This window comes from Rossellomorea marisflavi (assembly GCF_009806575.1).
GTDB lineage: Bacteria > Bacillota > Bacilli > Bacillales > Bacillaceae_B > Rossellomorea > Rossellomorea marisflavi_A.
The window spans coordinates 487239-505912 of sequence record NZ_CP047095.1 but is presented as its reverse complement, the minus strand read 5'-3'; the positions used below and the strand labels follow the sequence as shown (position 1 = coordinate 505912).

Genomic DNA, 18674 nt, shown 5'->3' with positions numbered 1-18674 from the left:
CACCCTAGTTCAGAGACGACGTTCATCTCCCTCAGCAGGCTGAAGAATTTCAGCCTTCGTTTTTGTAACGAGTAGAGTCTACTCGATCGTTCCTAATCACTTTTCAGAACGATACTCAGAGGGGATGTCGGTATTGGTTGTATTACTGGTTCGCAGCACCACCAGCTCTCTGTGAATACAAAACCCAATCCTTTTGCCTCTTCACCGATTTTGCTTTATTCTGTTTTCAGGATTCCACCCGTGCTTGCCGATGTGACAAGCTTTGCATATCGTGCGAGATAACCTTTTCGTATTTTAGGAGCGGGCTGGACCCACTCTTGCTGCCTGAAGGTGAGCTCTTCCTCTGAAACCATGAGGGAGATGGTGCGGTTGGTGAGATCGATGAAGATCGGATCTCCATTCTCCACGACCCCAATCGGGCCACCTTCCGCTGCTTCCGGTGACACGTGACCGATGGAGATACCACGCGATGCGCCAGAGAAGCGTCCGTCTGTGATGAGGGCCACTTTCTTCTCAAGCCCCCTGCCGGCGATTGCCGCTGTCGGAGCGAGCATTTCCGGCATCCCCGGGCCGCCTTTCGGTCCTTCGTAGCGAATGACCACTACATGACCTTCCTTCACTTCACCACTTTCGATTCCTGCAAGGGCCTCATCCTGTGATTCATAGACGATGGCCTCACCCATGAATGTCTTGATGGAAGGATCGACTGCCCCCACCTTGATGACACCACCGTTCGGAGCGATGTTCCCGAACAGGACAGACAATCCTCCTACAGGACTGTAGGCGTTATCCTTCCTCCTGATGACTTCATCATTCACGATTTCAGCATCTTTCACATTTTCATAGAGTGACTTCCCTGTAACGGTGATCCGGTCGCTGTGGACCGCCCCCATCTCGCACAGTTCCTTGATGATGGCACTCACTCCGCCGGCATTGTGGACGTCCTGCATGGAATAATCGGAAGCTGGGCTGATCTTGGACAGATACGGCACCCTTTCCGCTACGGTATTGATGCGGTTGATATCGTAATCGATTTCCGCCTCATTGGCGATGGCAAGGGTATGGAGGACCGTGTTGGTCGAGCCTCCCATGGCCATATCGAGGGCAAAGGCATCATCGATGGTGTCTTTCGTGATGATATCCCTCGGCTTGATGTCCTTCTTCACCATTTCCACAAGGTGCTTGGCAGCGTCCTTGATGAGCTGGTGACGCTCCTCCGATGTTGCCACGATCGTCCCGTTACCAGGAGGGGCCATCCCGAGCATCTCCATGAGGGAGTTCATGGAATTGGCGGTGAACATCCCTGAACAGGATCCGCATGTCGGACACGCATTTTGCTCGATGTCCAGAAGCTGTTCCGCTGTCATCCTCCCCGATTGATGGGCACCGACCCCTTCGAAGACGGAGACAAGGGAAAGGGGTTTTCCTTCGCTTGATACACCGGCCTCCATCGGCCCTCCCGATACGAAGACGGAAGGAACGTTGGTGCGAACGGATGCCATCAGCATACCCGGCGTGATCTTGTCACAGTTCGGAATGTAAAACACTCCATCAAACCAGTGGGCGTTGATGACCGTTTCGGCTGAATCGGCGATGAGCTCCCGGCTCGGAAGGGAATAACGCATCCCGATATGTCCCATTGCAATCCCGTCATCCACGCCGATCGTATTGAACTCGAACGGGATGCCTCCTGCTTCCCTGATCGCTTCTTTCACGACGGCAGCGAAGTGATTGAGATGCATATGTCCCGGTATGATATCGATATAGGAGTTGCATACCCCGATGAAAGGCTTCTCCATGTCTTCCAATTTGACTCCCGTCGCATAAAGCAGGCTGCGATGGGGAGCGCGGTCAATTCCTTTTTTGATCATGTCACTACGCACATCAGCACCTCCAACTTACCCGACTTGAGCATTTTGTTTGTAAACTTTTCTTCCATCCTGCGTGACAGTGTCCCTGAACTGTTGCAATAATTTATTTGTACATTCACCCGGTTTACCGTCTCCGATCACACGTCCATCGACTTTGACGACGGCGATGACTTCTGCTGCAGTACCCGTGAGGAAGACTTCATCCGCCGTATATACATCGTGGCGTGTAAAGACTTCTTCTTTCATTTCGTAACCTGATTTCTGGGCGATTTCGATGATGGCGTTGCGGGTGATGCCTTCTAATGCCCCTACATAACCTGGTGGAGTCAGGATCCTTCCTTTCTTCACGATGAAGATGTTATCGGCGGATCCTTCCGCTACATACCCTTGATCGTTCAGCATCAGCGCTTCACTTACACCGGCAAGGTTCGCTTCGATCTTTACGAGGATGTTGTTCAGGTAGTTCAGCGACTTGACCTTCGGCGATAAAACGTCTGCACGGTTCCGTCTGCTTGCTACTGTGACGATCTCGATCCCCGTGTCATACAGTGCTTTCGGGAAAAGCGCGAGTTGTTCAGCAATGACGATGATCTGCGGATGGCTGCAGGTGAACGGATCCAATCCGAGATTCCCTACTCCGCGGGAGATGACTACCCTGATATATGCATTTTCAAGTTTATTCATTTTCAATGTTTCAACGATGATATCGCTCATCTCTTCTTTCGACACTTCGATGTTCAGCATGATGGATTTTGCTGAATCGTAAAGGCGATCAACATGTTCTTCGAGACGGAAGACATTGCCGTCATACATTCGAATGCCTTCGAACACTCCATCTCCATAAAGAAAACCATGGTCATAAACAGATACTTTTGCATCTTCCTTTTTTACGTACTGACCGTCTAAGTAAATCCACTGCTCGCTCATGTTCATCATTCCTTTCACGATTTGATTTATTTGATTATTCGGAATATTAATTTTCTAACACATCTATTTACGTCCAGGCCCCTTGTAAAAATGGGTGCGAAGACCGCCACTGACCTTTTCTGATGCGATTAAAAATTTTATTGAGGACAATGTTACTCCCGTTTTAATGGAAGGTCAACACTATTTCGGTAAATTATTAGACAATTTAGATTTGTCAGATTATATGGTAACGCTTTCATCTTTGTCCTTATCAGGTTTATAGAACCTCAAAAAAAATAAATTTTTGTTCTTAAAAAAACTTTGATAGTTTTTTCCCGAAGACGTTGAGTTTACAGGGCTCATGACATCCTTAGACATCATTCATCACACTCCTCCCCCTCTTCCCATTCTCAACAAATCCCTTCAAATGAGAATCAATCCACTTTAGTACTCTAATAGAAGAAACGCTACTCTTTTTATTTTCCGGGAGAAACTGAATGGGAACACTCCTATTTGTGACTTGTTGCACAAGAACCACCCATTTATTTACGTTTACCTGAATCAAGGGGTGATCGATCCTCTTGAATCAGTTTAAAATCTCTATAAAATAAAAAACCGGTTCCTGTTCGGAACCGGTTTTCTTTTATACCCATGTATACATATATGCTGGATCTTCGACATCCTTTGCCTTCTTCACGATTTTGAGGGGGCGGAACGTATCGATCATGACGGCGAGTTCCAGTGTTTCTTTTTTCCCGATGCTCGCTTCAGTCGTTCCCGGATGCGGCCCGTGGGGAATCCCGCTTGGATGGAGGGTGATCGATCCCCTCTTGATGCCCTTGCGGCTCATGAAATTCCCCTCTACATAGTAAAGGAGTTCGTCGCTGTTGACATTGCTGTGGTTATAAGGAGCCGGTATGGCTTCCGGGTGGTAATCATAAAGCCTCGGAACGAAGGAGCAGACGACGAAGTTATGCCCCTCGAAGGTCTGATGCACAGGCGGGGGCTGATGGACCCTGCCCGTGATCGGCTCGAAGTCTTCAATGTTGAACTTCCAAGGATAGAGATAGCCGTCCCATCCTACGACATCAAGGGGATGATGATCCAGGACATGAACATGGATCGATCCGCGGGATTTCGTCAGGACGCGGTATTCTCCTTTTTCATCCCGGGATTCAAGTACTTCCGGTCCAGATAGATCCCGTTCACAGAATGGACTGTGTTCGAGGAGTTGGCCATATTCATTCCGATACCTGCGCGGAGTGGTGATCTGACTGAACGATTCGACCACGAGGATCTTCGTCTCTTCCTCGGGTATGATCCGGTGGATGGTGCCGATCGGGATGATGATGTAATCGCCTTTCCCGTAAGAAAGTGTACCGAACATCGTCTCCACTTTCCCTGCTCCATAATGGATGAACAGCATCTCATCTCCATCACCGTTACGGTAGAAGTCACTCATGGCATCAGTAACCGCTGCGGTCCCGATGAGAAGGTCGCTATTCCCAAGAAGGTATTCCCTTGCGTTCAGGGCATCTCCCTTCTTCTCGATTGACTCCGTGAAAAAGTGGCGGTGGCGAAGGGCCCCCTCCTCTTCGAACTCAGGCAGGTAGCTGCCTCCGTAAGATGCTTCCGAGACTGCAGTCGGGAGATGGTGGTGATAAAGGATCGATTGGGTCCCGGAGAACCCCTTCGTCCCCATCACCTGTTCCCGGTAAAGACTTCCATCATCTTTTTTGAACATCGTATGACGCTTGTGGGGGATCGTCCCCATCCGGCGATAAAACATGATCCCTCTCCTCCCTTGCACTGATTGTATTCTTTAAGATTCCGAGACCTGTGATGCCAAGTTCCACGATATCACCGGGTTCAAGCCAGGGGTGGATTTCTTCACCAAGCTCGAGCAGGCAGCCCGTGCCGACGGTCCCCGACCCGATCACTTCCCCGGTATGAGCATGACATTTTCAGATGCCCTGGCAATCATGGCGGGAAACGGATAATGGATATCTTTATAATTCCCCTTTGACAACGGGACTCCGTTCACTGAGGCAGTCATCTCCAGGTCGAGACGGTCCCCTTCCCGGTAGGATTCCAGCTCATCCCTCGTCACAAGATACGGGCCGAACGTGGTGGCAAAGTCTTTCCCTTTCGCCGGCCCGAGGCCCACCTTCATCTCTTCACGCTGAAGGTCCCTAGCACTCCAGTCGTTCATGATCATATAGCCGTAGATATGGTCTTCTGCATGCTCAACCTGGATGTCTTTGCCTCTGCGCCCGATGACGCAGGCAATTTCAAGCTCGTAATCCAGACATTCGCTCCCATCGGGAACCGTGATCGGCGCATCTGGTCCGGTCACACTCATATGATTGGTGAAATAGAAGACCGGCATCTCATACCATTCCGGTACGACCGAAAGGCCCCTTCTCTGCCGGGCGTTCCTCACATGATCCTCAAACGCATAAAAGTCGCGGATGCTCACTGGATCAGGCAGGGGGGCCACGAGGGGAAGATCCACGAGGGCATATTCCCCGGTAAGGGAAGAGAGTTCGCGCATGAGCGATATGCCTTCATCCCCCAATTCGATCAGTCGCTTCATCTCTTTCGGTAAGCGGCCGCCGCTCGCCTGATGGAGATCAATCACCCTGTCTCCGCTTACGAGGCCTGCCCTTACCTCATCTCCCACTAGAAAACTCACTAACTTCATTTCTCTCTCACCTCTTCCGGGTCAATTCGAATGTATCGGCGAGGGGCTTCGTGTACATCTGGCCTGCCATCCTCCCGACAGGCTCAAGCGTGGATGAGTCGATTCTTCCGGCGTCATACAGCTCATCATCCATTCGCACGCACAGCACTTTTCCAATCACCAGGCTCCCTGCCCCTGGATGATCGCCGAAATGCAGGACGTCCTGCAGGATGCATTCCAACTGGACCCGGCTTTCTGAAACAGCCGGGGAGCGATGGTAACCGATGGCTTCTTACCTAGGCCGACTGCCTCGAACTCATCCACTTCCGGGGCAAATTCCTTCGAACAGTCGTTCATTTGCTCTACAAACGTTTCACTGACTATATTAATCACAAATTCCTTCGTCGCTTCAATATTCAACAGCGTATCCTTCTTCCCACCGTCCGTACCTCTTCGCATCGGCGAAAAACATACCAGCATGGGATCGGCGCTGATGGCCGTAAAAAAGCTGAACGGGGCAAGGTTCGCATGGCCCGCCTCATCCACGGTGGAAACAAATGCAATCGGTCTCGGGAGGATGGAGCCGATGACCAGTTTATATGCTTCCTGCCAAGGGAGCTGATCAGGCTTGATATCCACTTGCATTCCTCCCCAGCACATATTCAAGGGCCTTGACGAAAGCCCGATTGTCCTGATCGGCTCCGATCGTCACGCGGATGGTCTCGGGATAGCCCAGAAGGACCCCGGACCTGACAAGGAATCCTCTCTTCGCCAATTCACCTGCAATGACATTCCCGTCCTTCCCCGTATCCACCATGATAAAATTCGCCTGGGAAGGGAAGTACGCGAGCCCAAGTCTATGAAACTCCCCTTCGAGATAGGAACGGCCCGCTTCATTCAACGAAGCACACTTCCCGATGAACTCCTGGTCATGGAGGGCCGTGACGGCTGCTCCCTGGGCCAGCGCATTCACATTGAAGACATCCTTCACTTTAAGGAGCTGTCCGGCTACTTCCTCATTCATGACCCCGAATCCGACCCTGAGTCCCGCCAAGCCGTAGATCTTTGAAAAAGTCCTCAGGATCACCAGGTTATCGAAGCGCTCCAAAAGCGGGAGCGTGTCGAGGTGATTCCTGTCTGACACGTATTCCACGTACGCTTCGTCCAAAACCAGGAGGACGTGTGGGGGGACGGCTGAAATGAAGGACAGGAGTTCCTCAGTCCCGACGATGGTACCTGTTGGGTTATTCGGATTGCAGATGAAGATGAGCTTCGTCCGATCCGTAATGGCGCTTTTCATCCCGGCCAGGTCATGGACCCCGTTCACCAGGGGGACCTTCACCGATCTCCCGCCTTCGAGGAAGACATTCGTATGATAGCGGGGGAAGGTGACATCCGCCATGATGGCTTCGTCTCCTTCACTGATGTAGGCCCTGGAGAGAAGCCTGATCACTTCATCCGACCCATTCCCGAATACAAGCTTCCCTTCGCGCACCCCAAGGAATTCAGACACTTCCCTGCGAAGTTCAGTGGCCGCCCCGTCCGGGTAAAGGAAGAGTTCCCCATTGCCTTCCTTCAACCAGCTGACGACCTCCGGGGAGCAGCCGTGGATATTTTCATTTTCCGATAGCTTGCAAATAGACCCGAGACCATGCTCTTTTTGTAACTCGACAGTCGATTTCCCAAGAACATACGGATCAATTTTTGTAAGGACTTCCCTCGTCTTGAACTTCAGCACCATCAGCCTGCCCCCTCCTTATAATAGGGCTGACCCCGAGTTTCAGAACGGGATCCCGACCGATTCCTGCACGGATGCAGGAGGTGTCCGGATCTCTTCGAAAAGCTCATGGGCCAGCCCGTTTTCTGTTTGTTGATCCCCTATTATTCTCGATCCCTCATGATTCCCTTTATATATCTATCTCTTTTTTGGATCTTATCTCTCTTTATCTGATACCGTCGATTTGAATGTCGGACTCATTATTTAAAGATTTCCGCGTCGCTCCTGCTCTCTTTCTATCGATTCGAACAACGCTTTGAAGTTCCCTTCTCCGAATCCCCTTGCCCCTTTGCGCTGGATGACCTCAATGAAGAGAGTCGGGCGATCAACAATTGGCTTTGTAAAGATCTGGAGGAGATACCCTTCATCATCTCGATCCACCAGAATGTTCAACGCCTTGATTTGAGAAATTTCCTCATCGATTTCTCCCACACGCTCAGACAGCATATCGTAATAGGAATCCGGGGTGCTCAGGAATTCCACACCGTTCTCCTTCAGGATGCCGACGGTCTTCACGATGTCCTCTGTCAGAACGGCGATATGCTGTACCCCTGGACCGCCGTAGTACTCAAGGTACTCCTGGATCTGGGATTTGCGCTTGCCTTCAGCAGGCTCGTTGATCGGGAACTTGATCCTGCCACCGTTGTGCATCACTTTGGACATGAGGGCGGAGTATTCTGTCGTGATATCCTCATCGGAGAAATGGCGCATCTCCTTGAAGCCCATCACCTTCTCGTAGTACTCCACCCACTCTTCCATGCGCTCGACATTTCCGACAACGTGGTCGACGGCGATGATGGCCGCATCACGCTCTGTTCTGGAAGAGTCCGCTTTTTCATACCCTGGCATGAAGATCCCGTTATAATCCTTCCGTTCAATCAAAGTATGGATCGTGTCGCCGTATGTACCAATCACCGCTTTTTTCAGCTTCCCATCTGCATCTTCCAATGTTTCTGGAGGCATGATTTCAATGGCCCCTCGCTCTACCGCACCTTTGAAAGCCTTTTCAACATCATCCACCATAAGGGCGATATCCTTGATCCCATCCCCATGCTTCCTGACGAATTCCGCTACACGGCTTCCTTCGTGAAGGCTCCCCGTCACAACAAGTCTAACTTTATTCTGCTGAAGGACATAGGAGACGGTATCACGGTTACCTGTTTCAAGTCCGGAATACGCGACGGTCTTGAATCCGAACGCTGTGCAAAAGAAATGGGCAGCCTGCTTGGCGTTCCCTGTGAAATATTCGAGATAATCGACATCCCTTACCGGGAAGATTTCTTCGGTCTTCATTGACTTCTTATCCATCTTTTCCATAACGATCCCTCCGATTTCGTATTTTTCTGATTATTATCGTATGCTGTTTTTCTTTTCTTCTCAAGAGCGGCATGTGAAGCATGAACGCTTTTCTGCAGTAAAGCAACTGACTTATCGGACTGCCTTCTTCTTCCTCCTCTGAAGATGTACAGCATGCCCGGTGAGCTCCTCCAAGGCTTCCATCAGGGCTTCGTTGCTGCTCGGATGCGGATAGAGCGGGAAGGTGAAATCTTCCGCCCTTGCTGCCATTTCAAGTCCGAGCACTCCGGTGGAAATCAGTTCGACAGCTCCCGGCCCGATCATATGGATGCCAAGGATCAGAGATGTCCCTTTCTCCGATACGATTTTAATCATGCCGTCCGTTTCTTCCTTCAGCGCTGCAAAGCCATTCGCTCTGAAAGGATACTCACTGCAGACAACGTCATATCCACGGTCCTTCGCTTCTTCCTCAGTCCAGCCCGCACAGGCGACCGGCGGATCCATATGGACGATGGCAGGAAGCCACTCCAGGTCCATTTCCCCCGTCTTCCCTGCAATGGCTTCCGCTGCCACCTTTCCTTCCTTGATCGCTTTGATGGCAAGCCCCGGTCCCGGGGTCACATCCCCTATGGCCCACACGCCGGGAATGGACGTGCGTCCCTCCCCGTCGACCTTGATTTTACCTTCCTCGCACTCAAGCTGTAGCCGGTCCAGTCCTGCACAGGTCAGGTCTGCACCCGACTTCCCACATACGACTAAATGAGTCCCATTCACCTGCCTGGTCCCGGTAGGACTTTCATAATCCACTTCCACCCCTCCATCGTCCGAAACGCTCAGAATCGTCACTTCGGTGGTGACAGAGACCTTCTGTTTTTTCAGAAGCCTCTTCATCTCACGCTCAATGGCCTGATCAAATGGCAGTCTCCCTTCCATCAGGAGGGTGACTGCGCTCCCAAGGGCCGCGTATGCCGCAGCTATTTCAATGGCCACATAGTCATGACCGGATACAATCAATTCCTCCGGTATCTCGGTCATGGTCAGTGCCTCCCGCTCCGTCAGGACAAATGGGGATTTCATACTGATACGGGACGGATACTCCATCTTCCCACCAATGGCGACAATGGCCTGCTTGAATTCAAAAAGGGAGAACTGATGACCATTTTCAATCCCGATCCGGTTCTCGGATAAAAATGAAGCGGCCCCTTTCATCACCTCGACTCCTCCTGAACGAAGCAGTCCTTCCACCCCTGCCCGCAGGCCCTGGATCTTCTCTTCTCTATAGGACTTCAGCCTGGCAAGATCGATGGACGTTTCCCCCATGACCATGCCCATTTTCTGCAGATGCCCCTGCTTTCGGAACTCGCTTGCAAAATGGGTCAGGATCTTCGATGGGATGCACCCTTCATTCAGGCAGGCTCCCCCGATCTCCCCCTGCTCGATCAAGGTGACCTGTTGCCCCAGCTGGGCGGCACGAAGCGCGGCATGATAGCCCCCAGGTCCTCCACCGATGACCATCAGATCACGTTTTTCAACCATTTCCCCCACGACCATCTAAATCATCTCCATCAGCAGGATACCCGGTTTTTCAATGAAATCCCGCAGTCGATTGGTGAATCTTACGGCTGTTCCGCCATCTGCCACCCGGTGATCAAAGGACATGGATACATTCATTATGGACCGGATCACGATTTCATCCGCCTCATTGACCATTGGCCTCTTCTTCGTTTTATGGAAGGATACGAGGGCCACTTCCGGTTCATTGATGATCGGCGTCGCACCGATCGAACCTCCAAGCGGACCGACATTGCTCACCGTGAATGTCCCCCCTGTTGCCTCCTTGGCGGTAAGCGTATGATCCAGCGCTTTGTTTGTCAGTGCCTTGAGTTCTTTCTGGATGCCCTTCAGCGTCTTCTCTTCCACATGACGGATCACCGGTACGATCAACCCTTCCTCCGTATCGACCGCTACTCCTATATGGTGGGCATGCTGAAGGTGGACGCACTCCTGTTCTTCATCCAGCCGTCCGTTGAAAATCGGGAATTCTTTCAGGCAGACAGACAGCGCTTTGATGAAGAATGCACCCATGGAAACGTCCGTCACATCCCTTTTCCACGCGAGGAGTTCCGTGACATCAATCTCTTCAAAATGGGTACAGTGAGGGATGGTCCTGACTGACCGGACCATCTTTGAAGCAATCTGCTTCCGCCTTCCCCTGAAAGGGATGCTGTCTGCCTCAGTCCGCTCAGGCGTTTCCTTAGGAAGTGGTTCCACCAGGAGGTGAGACTGGATATCTTCATCCAAGATCCTTCCCGCTGGACCGGATCCCCGTACCTTTTCAAGGGGGATTCCTGCATCCCTCGCCAACTTTCTAGTGTATGGAGATGCCAAGATCCTGGTCGATTGTGCCGTGGCCGAGGATGTACGTTTGGGCGCTACCGACTCCTTGCCGGCACCCATGATCAATACCGTCTCACCGACACGTATCGTATCTCCTTCCTTCACACTGAACCCTTTGATGATCCCATTGGCAGGTGCCGGGATTTCCGCTGTCATCTTATCCGTCTGAACTTCCACCAGCGGCTGATCCGCACGCACCTGTTCACCGACCCCCACCAAAAAGGCGTTGATCGTCGCTTCGGTCATTCCTTCCCCTATATCATGCAGCTTGACCTCCATCGGCTCCCTCCTTTCAATATGCTGCCGCTCTCTCGATTGCTTCGAGGACGCGGCCTGTATCCGGAAGATAATAGTCTTCATATCCAAAATAGGGGACAGGGGTGTCGAATCCAGTCACCCTCTCGACAGGAGCCTTCTGATAGAGGAAAGAAAAGTCATTGATGATGGCAAGGATATCGTTGCCCACTCCCCCGTGGCGTGGGCTTCATGGACAATGACGGTCCTACCGGTTCGCTGGACAGATTCGGTGATAAGATCCTTATCCAGGGGAGACAACGTCCTCATATCGAGTACCTCGCATGATATCCCCTTTTCACCTGCTTTCTCCGCCGCCTCCTCAGCCACCTTCACCATTGCTCCCCATGCAATGACCGTGACATCGTCTCCTTCAAGGACGGTCCTTCCTTTTCCGATTTCAACTGTATACTTCCCCTCAGGTACTTCCTCCCTTGTCGACCGATAGCACTGCATGGGCTCAAGGAATAAGACGGGGTCCGGGTCTTCAATGGCCGCAATCAACAACCCCTTTGCCTCACGTGGAGTAGAAGGGCACACGACCTTGATGCCCGGCATATGAGTGAACAGTGCCTCCGTACTATCGGAATGGATCTCAGGCGCCCGGACACCAGCTCCGTACGGGGCCCGTATGACCATGGGACATGTATAGTGCCCGAGCGTTCTTGAGCGCAGGCGGCTTGCGTGGGTCATGATCTGCTCATAAGCAGGATAGATGAATCCGAGGAACTGGACCTCTGCCACAGGACGGAATCCATTTACCGCCATTCCTATCGCAGCACCAATGAATCCGGCCTCACTCAGCGGCGTGTCGAGCACCCGATCTTCACCGAATTCTGCCTGGAGGCCATCCGTGGCACGGAACACCCCTCCGTTCGTCCCGATATCCTCCCCAAGGAGCAGGGTATCACTCCGTTCGTTCAGCATGACCCGAAGACCGTCGGTAATCGCCTGGACCATCGTCATCGTTTTGGTTGTTGTCATGATGCTCATCTTGATCCCCCCTTCAGATGTGAAAGCAGTCTTTCTTTCTGCTGAAGGACGTTCCAAGTCGGTGTTTCGAATACATGATCAAAGATCAAGGACGGGTCCGGGTTCGGATACTGCTCCAGATCGGCGACAGCCGCATCGACCTCCTTGGCACACTCCAGCCTGATGGACTCTAACCACTCTTCGTCACACCAGCCTTTTTGCTCCATATAGCGCTGCAACCTGTCTATCGGATCTTCCCTTCTTTTCACATCGCTCTCTCCCTGATCCCTGTATTTCGTTGGATCATCGGCCGTCGTATGTGCACCGTATCTCCACGTCACAGCTTCAATCAGCGTAGGTCCTTCCCCTCTCCTCGCCCGCTCCAATGCTTCCTTCGTTTCAAAATAGACGGCGAACACATCATTCCCGTCGATCCTGACGCTCGGGATGTCATATGCAAGGGCCTTTTGGGCAATCGTCTTCGTCTTCATCTGCTTGTGGATCGGCACCGAAATCGCATAGCGGTTGTTCTGGTTGAAGAAGACAACAGGGGCCCCCCATACGCTCGCCAGGTTAAGGCCCTCATGGAAATCTCCTTCGGACGTCGCTCCATCACCGAAATACGCGATGGCGGCAGCCTCCGACCCTTTCCTCTTTTCGGCATAAGCCGCCCCCACGGCATGTGGGAGCTGGGTCGCGATCGGAATGCCCGGGGTAAAGATATTCTTTCCTTCAGGCGGGACACAACCCTCGTTCCGCCCTTTCCAAAACAGCAGAATCTGAAGCAGCGGGTGCCCAAAGGTCATTGTTGCCCCATGATCCCGGTACGTTGGAAATAGCCAGTCTTTTTCATGCAGTGCCATGGCGCTCCCTACCTGGGACGCCTCCTGGCCCTCAAAAGGGGCATAGGTCCCGATGCGCCCCTGCCGTTGAAGACTCACTGCCTTGCGATCGAACGTCCGGATACGGATGAGATGGCGCAGGAACGTCCTCGCCACCCCTTCGGACACCTCTTTCTCTCTATCGGGGCTCAACTCCCCATGCGGATTCAGCACTTGAACGATCGGAAACTGTTCGATCATTCCCTCACCTCTCTCATGGGGATGGTTCCCCATTGTTTTATTTTGGGTGTATTGATGATTGCAAGGATGTCAGGTTGATAGGTTTCCTTTTTATTATTCATTTTTGCTTAGGGCGGCGAGCCGCCTCCGCTTTTCTTTTTGTCCAGCTGCGGCGGCTTGGGGCTCGAGGTCATAAGTCATAATCGTCAAAAGGGCCAAGACCATGCCCTTCCGCCGATTCTGCCTTATGCTTGTCGCCCCAGGGCAAGCCGCCTCCGCTTTTCTTTCTGTCTAGCTACGGCGGCTTGGGGCTCGAGGTCATAAGTCATAATCGTCAAAAGGGCCAAGACCATGCCCTTCCGCCGATTCTGCCTTATGCTTGTCGCCCCAGGGCAAGCCGCCTCCGCTTTTCTTACTTCCTTACGCTCCATTTTGGGCGTTTGGTGTGGGTGAAGAAGCTATTTCGTTTGGTTCTGGTCTGGATGCGGTTTTCGCAGAAGCGGTCTGCTGCCTGGACGGTGGTGATGTGTTCGTTTTCTGATTGGGTGTAGATGTTGAGGAGGCTGTTATAGATGGCTCCCGTTTTCTGGAGGACGCGTTCTTTGTTAGGTTCATAGAGTTCATCGGCTACCTGGATCAACCCCCCTGCGTTGACGATATAGTCAGGGGCATACAGGATCCCTTTTTGGTGAAGGGACATCCCGTGTCTGTGCTCGAGGAGCTGATTATTGGCAGAACCGGCTACGGCTTTCACCTTTAACCGTCCGATGGTCTCATCATTCAGGATCCCCCCTATGGCACAAGGGATGAATACATCGGCATCCACTGAGTAGATTTCGTCTCCGCTGACGGCCTTCACTGCCGTTCCGAGGGCTTTAGCTTTCAGCTGCAGTTTTTCAACAGAGTAATGACTGATATCGGTCACAATCAAATCGGCCCCTTCTTCGAGGAGACGCTCGGCGACTTTGAAACCGACTTTCCCAAGCCCCTGGATCGCATAGCGCTTCCCATGAAGATCCCTTGATCCCCAGATGGTTTCGTTTGTAGCTTCAAGTCCGTATATGACGCCCATGGCTGTCGGAATCGAAGAGTCACCGCTTCCGCCATATACTTCGTCGACCCCTACGATGCAGTTGGTTTCCTTCAGGGCGTGGACAAAATCATCCGGTGACGTGCCCATATCAGTCCCTGTGTAGAACCTTCCTTGAAGTGATTCAACGAATTGCCCGAATGCCCTGAACAGCTCGGGATGTTTATCTTTGGTCGGGTCACCGATGATGACCGCCTTACCCCCGCCAAAGTCCACGTCTGCTGCCGCGCATTTGTATGTCATGCCCCTAGACAATCTGAGTACGTCGTTCAATGCCGCATCCACCGAAGCATACGGCATCATCCGGCACCCGCCGAGTGCAGGTCCGAGAGTGGTATTATGTATGGCGATGATTGCTTTCAAACCGGTCTCTTCATCGTTGCAGAACAGGACCTGCTCATGATTCTTGATCTGATCGAACATGTCCATCCCCCTGACCTCCGTCTCTTTTGTAAACGTTTTCATTTTATCGGATAGGCTTGCCATGCGAGTTCCCCCTTATCGTCTTCAATCAGTCCCGATACGTTCAGCGATTGTTTGTTTCGGAAGCACAACCTGCCTTACTTCCCCTTCTCCTACAATGGAGTCCGTTTCCTTCCGTCGGATCATGATCTCCGTCCAAATGCCTCTTTCATTCATTCGGGTCACGGTGGCCGTGATGCTCAACCGGGTTCCCGTCCGTGCTGGTGAACGATGCATCACCTTTACTTCGGCACCCATCCCTTCTTCCTCTTCTTCCAGGAAAGGAAGGATGATTTGACGGGATGCCCATTCCATGTGATAGACCATTTGGACGGTGGAATAGACCGGGTGGACCACTTCCCCTTCAAAGCTTGCGTGCATATCGGGTGTCACATCAATGATGATTTCAAGCGTGTGCCCAACAGTCAATCCGGACTTCATCGCTTTCCTCCTTTAAACGATTGCATTATGGATATTAATATAACGTTAATTCAACGATATAATAACATTTTGTTTTATAAATAGTCAATAAATTGTTAAAATTAAAAATTCTTATAGTTTTTAAAGGGAATGGGCGTTTCTATGGGGGAGTAATGAAGAGGAGACCGTTCCTTTCCGCTGGAGTCAGGCGCCTTCCGCTTCAATACACTCTGGGATTCTTGTAGGGGATGAGCTGAATGAATTCCCTTTATATGTAATGTTCTTAGATTCATTAATTAATGAATCCAGGGTAAGCATTCTTTATGGGGCTAAATTGAACAGTAGACCGTTCCTTTTCGTTGCAGGCGCCTGCTTTCCTGCGGGGAGCATGCCGAGCCTCGTGCCTGCGGGGTCTCGATCATGCTCCTTTTCCGCTGGAGTCAGGCGCCTTCCGCTTCAATCCACTCTGGATTCTTATGATTTAAGAATTGTTTTTTGATGAAGCATTTTTTGGTAGGTATTCATCCTTAGTCTACATCTGCGTGTTTGAAAAACTCACGGAATACTAATCATGCGATCCACCAGCTTGAAGAGTCCCTTCAACTATATTTCTCAATCTACTTCCTAATAGTTCTCTAAAACATAAAAAAAACAAGAATGTGGGCTTGGCCTCATTCTTGTTTTTTACTGCTGGTATTCTATTTGTTGATCAGTATTTATAAGATTGTCCGCCGTCGATCGGGATGACGGCTCCGTTGATGAAGTCTGCTTGGGAGGATAGCAGGAAGGCTACGAGGTACCCGACTTCTTCGGGTTTTCCGAAGCGTTTCATCGGATTGACGCTGACGAATTCCTTGCCTGCCGCTTCCCAGTCATCGCCTCCGATTTGGCGAAGGGAGCCTTCGACCATCGGTGTCATGATGGCACCTGGTGCGATGGCTTTGATGCTGATTCCGTACTGGCCATATTCCACACCGGAATTGCGGGTCATGCCGACTACGCCGTGCTTGCTTGCCGCATAACCGGATTGATTCCCGACGCCTCGGATCCCTCCGACGGATGCCGTATTGACGATGGAACCGTAGCCCTGCTCCCTCATGACTTTGAGTACATATTTCATGCCATAAAAGACACCGTTCAAGTTGATGTTCACTACACGTTCAAATTCATCCGTGCCATAGTCCTCTGTGAGATTCTGTTTCCCTTCAATTCCTGCGTTGTTGAAGAAGCCGTCGATTTGACCGAAGTGCCCCACCGTTTCATCAACGTATTTCTTAACGGCGCTTTCGTCGGAGCAATCCGCTTCGATCAACAGCACTTCCGCTTCACTGTAAGATGATAGAATCGACTGCTTCACTTCTTCCAATCCGCCTTGGTTAAGGTCCACGAGTGACAGTTTTGCTCCTTCTGAAGCAATTTGCATGGCCGCAGCATGTCCAAGTCCGGACGCAGCCCCAGTGATCAAGATTACTTTGCCTTCAAAACGTTTCATTTTGAAATCTCTCCTATTCTTGATGGTTTACCAGAACCGGGCAGGGATGAATTTCCTGTCCTTACTAGTAGATTACGCCTATTCCATTCGAAGGGCAATCAACTCGACTCGCACCGAAAAGCCGGCCTTCAGGGGCCGGCTTTCTTTACGAGAGAAGGGCCCGGTCACTGGCAAGCTTGCTGCCGCGGATCCGCTGAAACTCATGAAGGAGTCCTTCAACGGTCAAGCCCTTCTTCTCTTGTTCATTCACTTCAAGGATGATCTGTCCTTTATCCATCATGATCAGCCTATTCCCTAAATCGATGGCCTGCTGCATATTGTGGGTGACCATGAGGGTGGTCAGGGCGTATTGATCCACAATTTGCCGGGTCAACTTCGTGATCAGATCAGCGCGTGCTGGATCAAGTGCTGCCGTGTGTTCATCCAGAAGGAGGATTGAGGGCTCCGTGAAGGTGGCCATGAGCAGTGACAGCGCCTGACGTTCCCCTCCTGATAGCAGCCCGACTTTTGCATTGAGCCGATTTTCCAGCCCTAGATGAAGGCTCTCCAGCACTTCTTTGAAGTACGCCTTCCTCTTCTTCGTGACACCGAGCCTGAAGCCCCTCGTGCGATTCCGCGAGTACGCCATGGCAAGATTCTCTTCGATGGTCATGGAAGGGGCCGTGCCTGCCATCGGATCTTGGAAAACGCGTCCGATGAGCTTGGATCTTCGATACTCCGAAACTTTCGAAACATCCTGATCCTGGATGTGGACGGTTCCGACATCTGGTATCATGACCCCCGAGACGATATTCATGAGCGTTGATTTTCCGGCCCCGTTGCTTCCGATCACCGTGACGAAGTCGCCCGGTTCCAGGGAAAGCTGGATATCATCAAGGGCGATTTTTTCATCCGGTGTTCCTTCGTTGAAGACTTTGTGGATCCTATTTAATCGTAACACTGCTGCCACCCTCTCCTTCCGAGACCGGAACGGCCTTCATCCTTTCGGCCATGCGCTTTGCCTTGCGCTTCCTGTCCTTATACCTCTCCATGACTTTCGGCATGACGAGTGCGAGGATGACGATCGTCGCTGTGATCAGCTTCATGTCACCCGTTTCAAGAAAGTCTACGCGAAGGGCCATGGAGACAACCAGACGATAGATGATGGCACCTCCGATGACGGCAAGTGTCGTCCTTGCAATGGATTTGGTACCGAAAAGGGCTTCACCGATGATGACGGATGCAAGACCGATGATGATCATACCGATCCCCATCCCGACATCGGCGAAGCGGCTGTACTGAGCAATCAGTGCCCCGGACAGGGCCACCAACGCATTGGAAATCCCAAGGCCAAGGATGATCATGAGGTTCGTATTGGCAGAAAAGCTCCGGATCATCCGTTGATTATCGCCAGTCGCCCTTAGGGCAAGACCCACTTCTGTCTTGAGGAACGCATCCGTCAAAAACTTGATCACCAGCGTCACGATCGTCATGAACAGGAGGACCGCCCACGTATCAGGCAGTGGCTCGCCTAATCCGACTGCATTCCAGACACCATTTAGTGCCTGGTCGATCCCAAGGGATCCAATCAGGCCTGTGATTCCCGTAAAAGCCGTATCTTCATTTAAAAGGGACACATTGGATGTCCCCATGATCCTCAAATTGATGGAGTAGAGGGCAATCATCATGAGGATTCCTGACAGGAGCGCATTGATTTTTCCGAATGTGTGGAGGAGCCCTGTTACACATCCTGCGACGAAGCCGATCACCATGGCAGTGACCGTGGCAACGACGGGGTTCACTCCGCCCACAATCATCGTCGCTGCAACGGCTGCCCCCGTCACGAAGCTCCCGTCCACTGTCAGATCAGGGAAATCCAATATCCTGAAGGACAGGTAGACTCCGAGGGCCATGATGGCGTAAATGATCCCGGACTCAAAGGAGGCAAATATGGCCGTTGGCATCTTGAATCAT

Annotated in this window: 15 protein-coding genes and 2 pseudogenes; all 17 read right to left on the bottom strand. The window is 51.7% G+C overall.

What is annotated here, in order from left to right:
- Positions 1–215: 215 nt before the first annotated feature.
- The 17 genes and pseudogenes from ilvD to D5E69_RS02565 all read right to left on the bottom strand — a co-directional run bounded on the left by ilvD (position 216) and on the right by D5E69_RS02565 (position 18664).
- Positions 216–1883, bottom strand: a complete 1668-nt coding sequence (gene ilvD, locus D5E69_RS02640) for a dihydroxy-acid dehydratase (RefSeq protein WP_048012199.1) — start codon at positions 1881–1883, stop codon at positions 216–218.
- A 15-nt stretch (positions 1884–1898) separates the two neighbouring features.
- Entirely contained in the window at positions 1899–2798 is a 900-nt protein-coding gene (ilvE, locus tag D5E69_RS02635) for a branched-chain-amino-acid transaminase (RefSeq protein WP_048005711.1), read from the bottom strand.
- Positions 2799–3420: 622 nt separating this feature from the next.
- Positions 3421–4566: a homogentisate 1,2-dioxygenase gene (locus tag D5E69_RS02630; protein WP_048012198.1), complete on the bottom strand. Its 1146-nt coding sequence runs from the start codon at positions 4564–4566 to the stop codon at positions 3421–3423.
- Positions 4505–5481 (bottom strand): annotated as a pseudogene (locus tag D5E69_RS02625) (fumarylacetoacetate hydrolase family protein). The gene D5E69_RS02630 and the pseudogene D5E69_RS02625 overlap by 62 nt, the downstream one beginning before the upstream one ends.
- Positions 5482–5488: 7 nt before the next feature.
- On the bottom strand, positions 5489–5641 hold the full coding sequence (locus tag D5E69_RS23955; protein WP_347566730.1) for a hypothetical protein: 153 nt from the start codon (positions 5639–5641) through the stop codon (positions 5489–5491).
- A complete protein-coding gene (locus tag D5E69_RS02620) occupies positions 5638–6099 on the bottom strand; it encodes a flavin reductase family protein (RefSeq protein ID WP_347566729.1) in 462 nt (153 codons plus the stop codon). Before D5E69_RS02620 ends, D5E69_RS23955 begins: the two co-directional genes overlap by 4 nt.
- Positions 6083–7201, bottom strand: coding sequence for a histidinol-phosphate transaminase (gene hisC / locus D5E69_RS02615; protein ID WP_048005716.1), 1119 nt, complete (start codon positions 7199–7201; stop codon positions 6083–6085). Before hisC ends, D5E69_RS02620 begins: the two co-directional genes overlap by 17 nt.
- Before the next feature lie 240 nt (positions 7202–7441).
- Positions 7442–8554 carry a 4-hydroxyphenylpyruvate dioxygenase gene (gene hppD, locus D5E69_RS02610; protein WP_048005717.1) on the bottom strand — a complete coding sequence of 371 codons (1113 nt, stop codon included), beginning with the start codon at positions 8552–8554 and terminating at the stop codon, positions 7442–7444.
- 111 nt (positions 8555–8665) lie between these two features.
- Positions 8666–10069: an FAD-dependent oxidoreductase gene (locus D5E69_RS02605; RefSeq protein WP_213085574.1), complete on the bottom strand. Its 1404-nt coding sequence runs from the start codon at positions 10067–10069 to the stop codon at positions 8666–8668.
- Between the two features lie 15 nt (positions 10070–10084).
- On the bottom strand, positions 10085–11209 hold the full coding sequence (locus D5E69_RS02600) for a dihydrolipoamide acetyltransferase family protein (protein WP_048005719.1): 1125 nt from the start codon (positions 11207–11209) through the stop codon (positions 10085–10087).
- A 13-nt stretch (positions 11210–11222) separates the two neighbouring features.
- A pseudogene (locus tag D5E69_RS02595) lies at positions 11223–12217 on the bottom strand (alpha-ketoacid dehydrogenase subunit beta).
- Positions 12214–13278 carry a pyruvate dehydrogenase (acetyl-transferring) E1 component subunit alpha gene (pdhA, locus tag D5E69_RS02590; RefSeq protein WP_159129151.1) on the bottom strand — a complete coding sequence of 355 codons (1065 nt, stop codon included), beginning with the start codon at positions 13276–13278 and terminating at the stop codon, positions 12214–12216. The pseudogene D5E69_RS02595 and the gene pdhA overlap by 4 nt, the downstream one beginning before the upstream one ends.
- A 391-nt stretch (positions 13279–13669) precedes the next feature.
- Positions 13670–14776, bottom strand: coding sequence for a Glu/Leu/Phe/Val dehydrogenase dimerization domain-containing protein (locus D5E69_RS02585; protein WP_148797295.1), 1107 nt, complete (start codon positions 14774–14776; stop codon positions 13670–13672).
- 78 nt (positions 14777–14854) lie between these two features.
- Positions 14855–15250 carry a thioesterase family protein gene (locus D5E69_RS02580; RefSeq protein ID WP_048005722.1) on the bottom strand — a complete coding sequence of 132 codons (396 nt, stop codon included), beginning with the start codon at positions 15248–15250 and terminating at the stop codon, positions 14855–14857.
- A gap of 688 nt (positions 15251–15938) precedes the next feature.
- Positions 15939–16721 carry an SDR family oxidoreductase gene (locus D5E69_RS02575; RefSeq protein WP_048012188.1) on the bottom strand — a complete coding sequence of 261 codons (783 nt, stop codon included), beginning with the start codon at positions 16719–16721 and terminating at the stop codon, positions 15939–15941.
- A 145-nt stretch (positions 16722–16866) separates the two neighbouring features.
- The gene (locus tag D5E69_RS02570) at positions 16867–17661 is read right to left on the bottom strand and encodes an ABC transporter ATP-binding protein (RefSeq protein ID WP_048005724.1); all 795 of its coding nucleotides are present in this window, start codon (positions 17659–17661) and stop codon (positions 16867–16869) included.
- On the bottom strand, positions 17645–18664 hold the full coding sequence (locus D5E69_RS02565; RefSeq protein WP_048005725.1) for an ABC transporter permease: 1020 nt from the start codon (positions 18662–18664) through the stop codon (positions 17645–17647). Before D5E69_RS02565 ends, D5E69_RS02570 begins: the two co-directional genes overlap by 17 nt.
- Between the last annotated feature and the right edge of the window lie 10 nt (positions 18665–18674).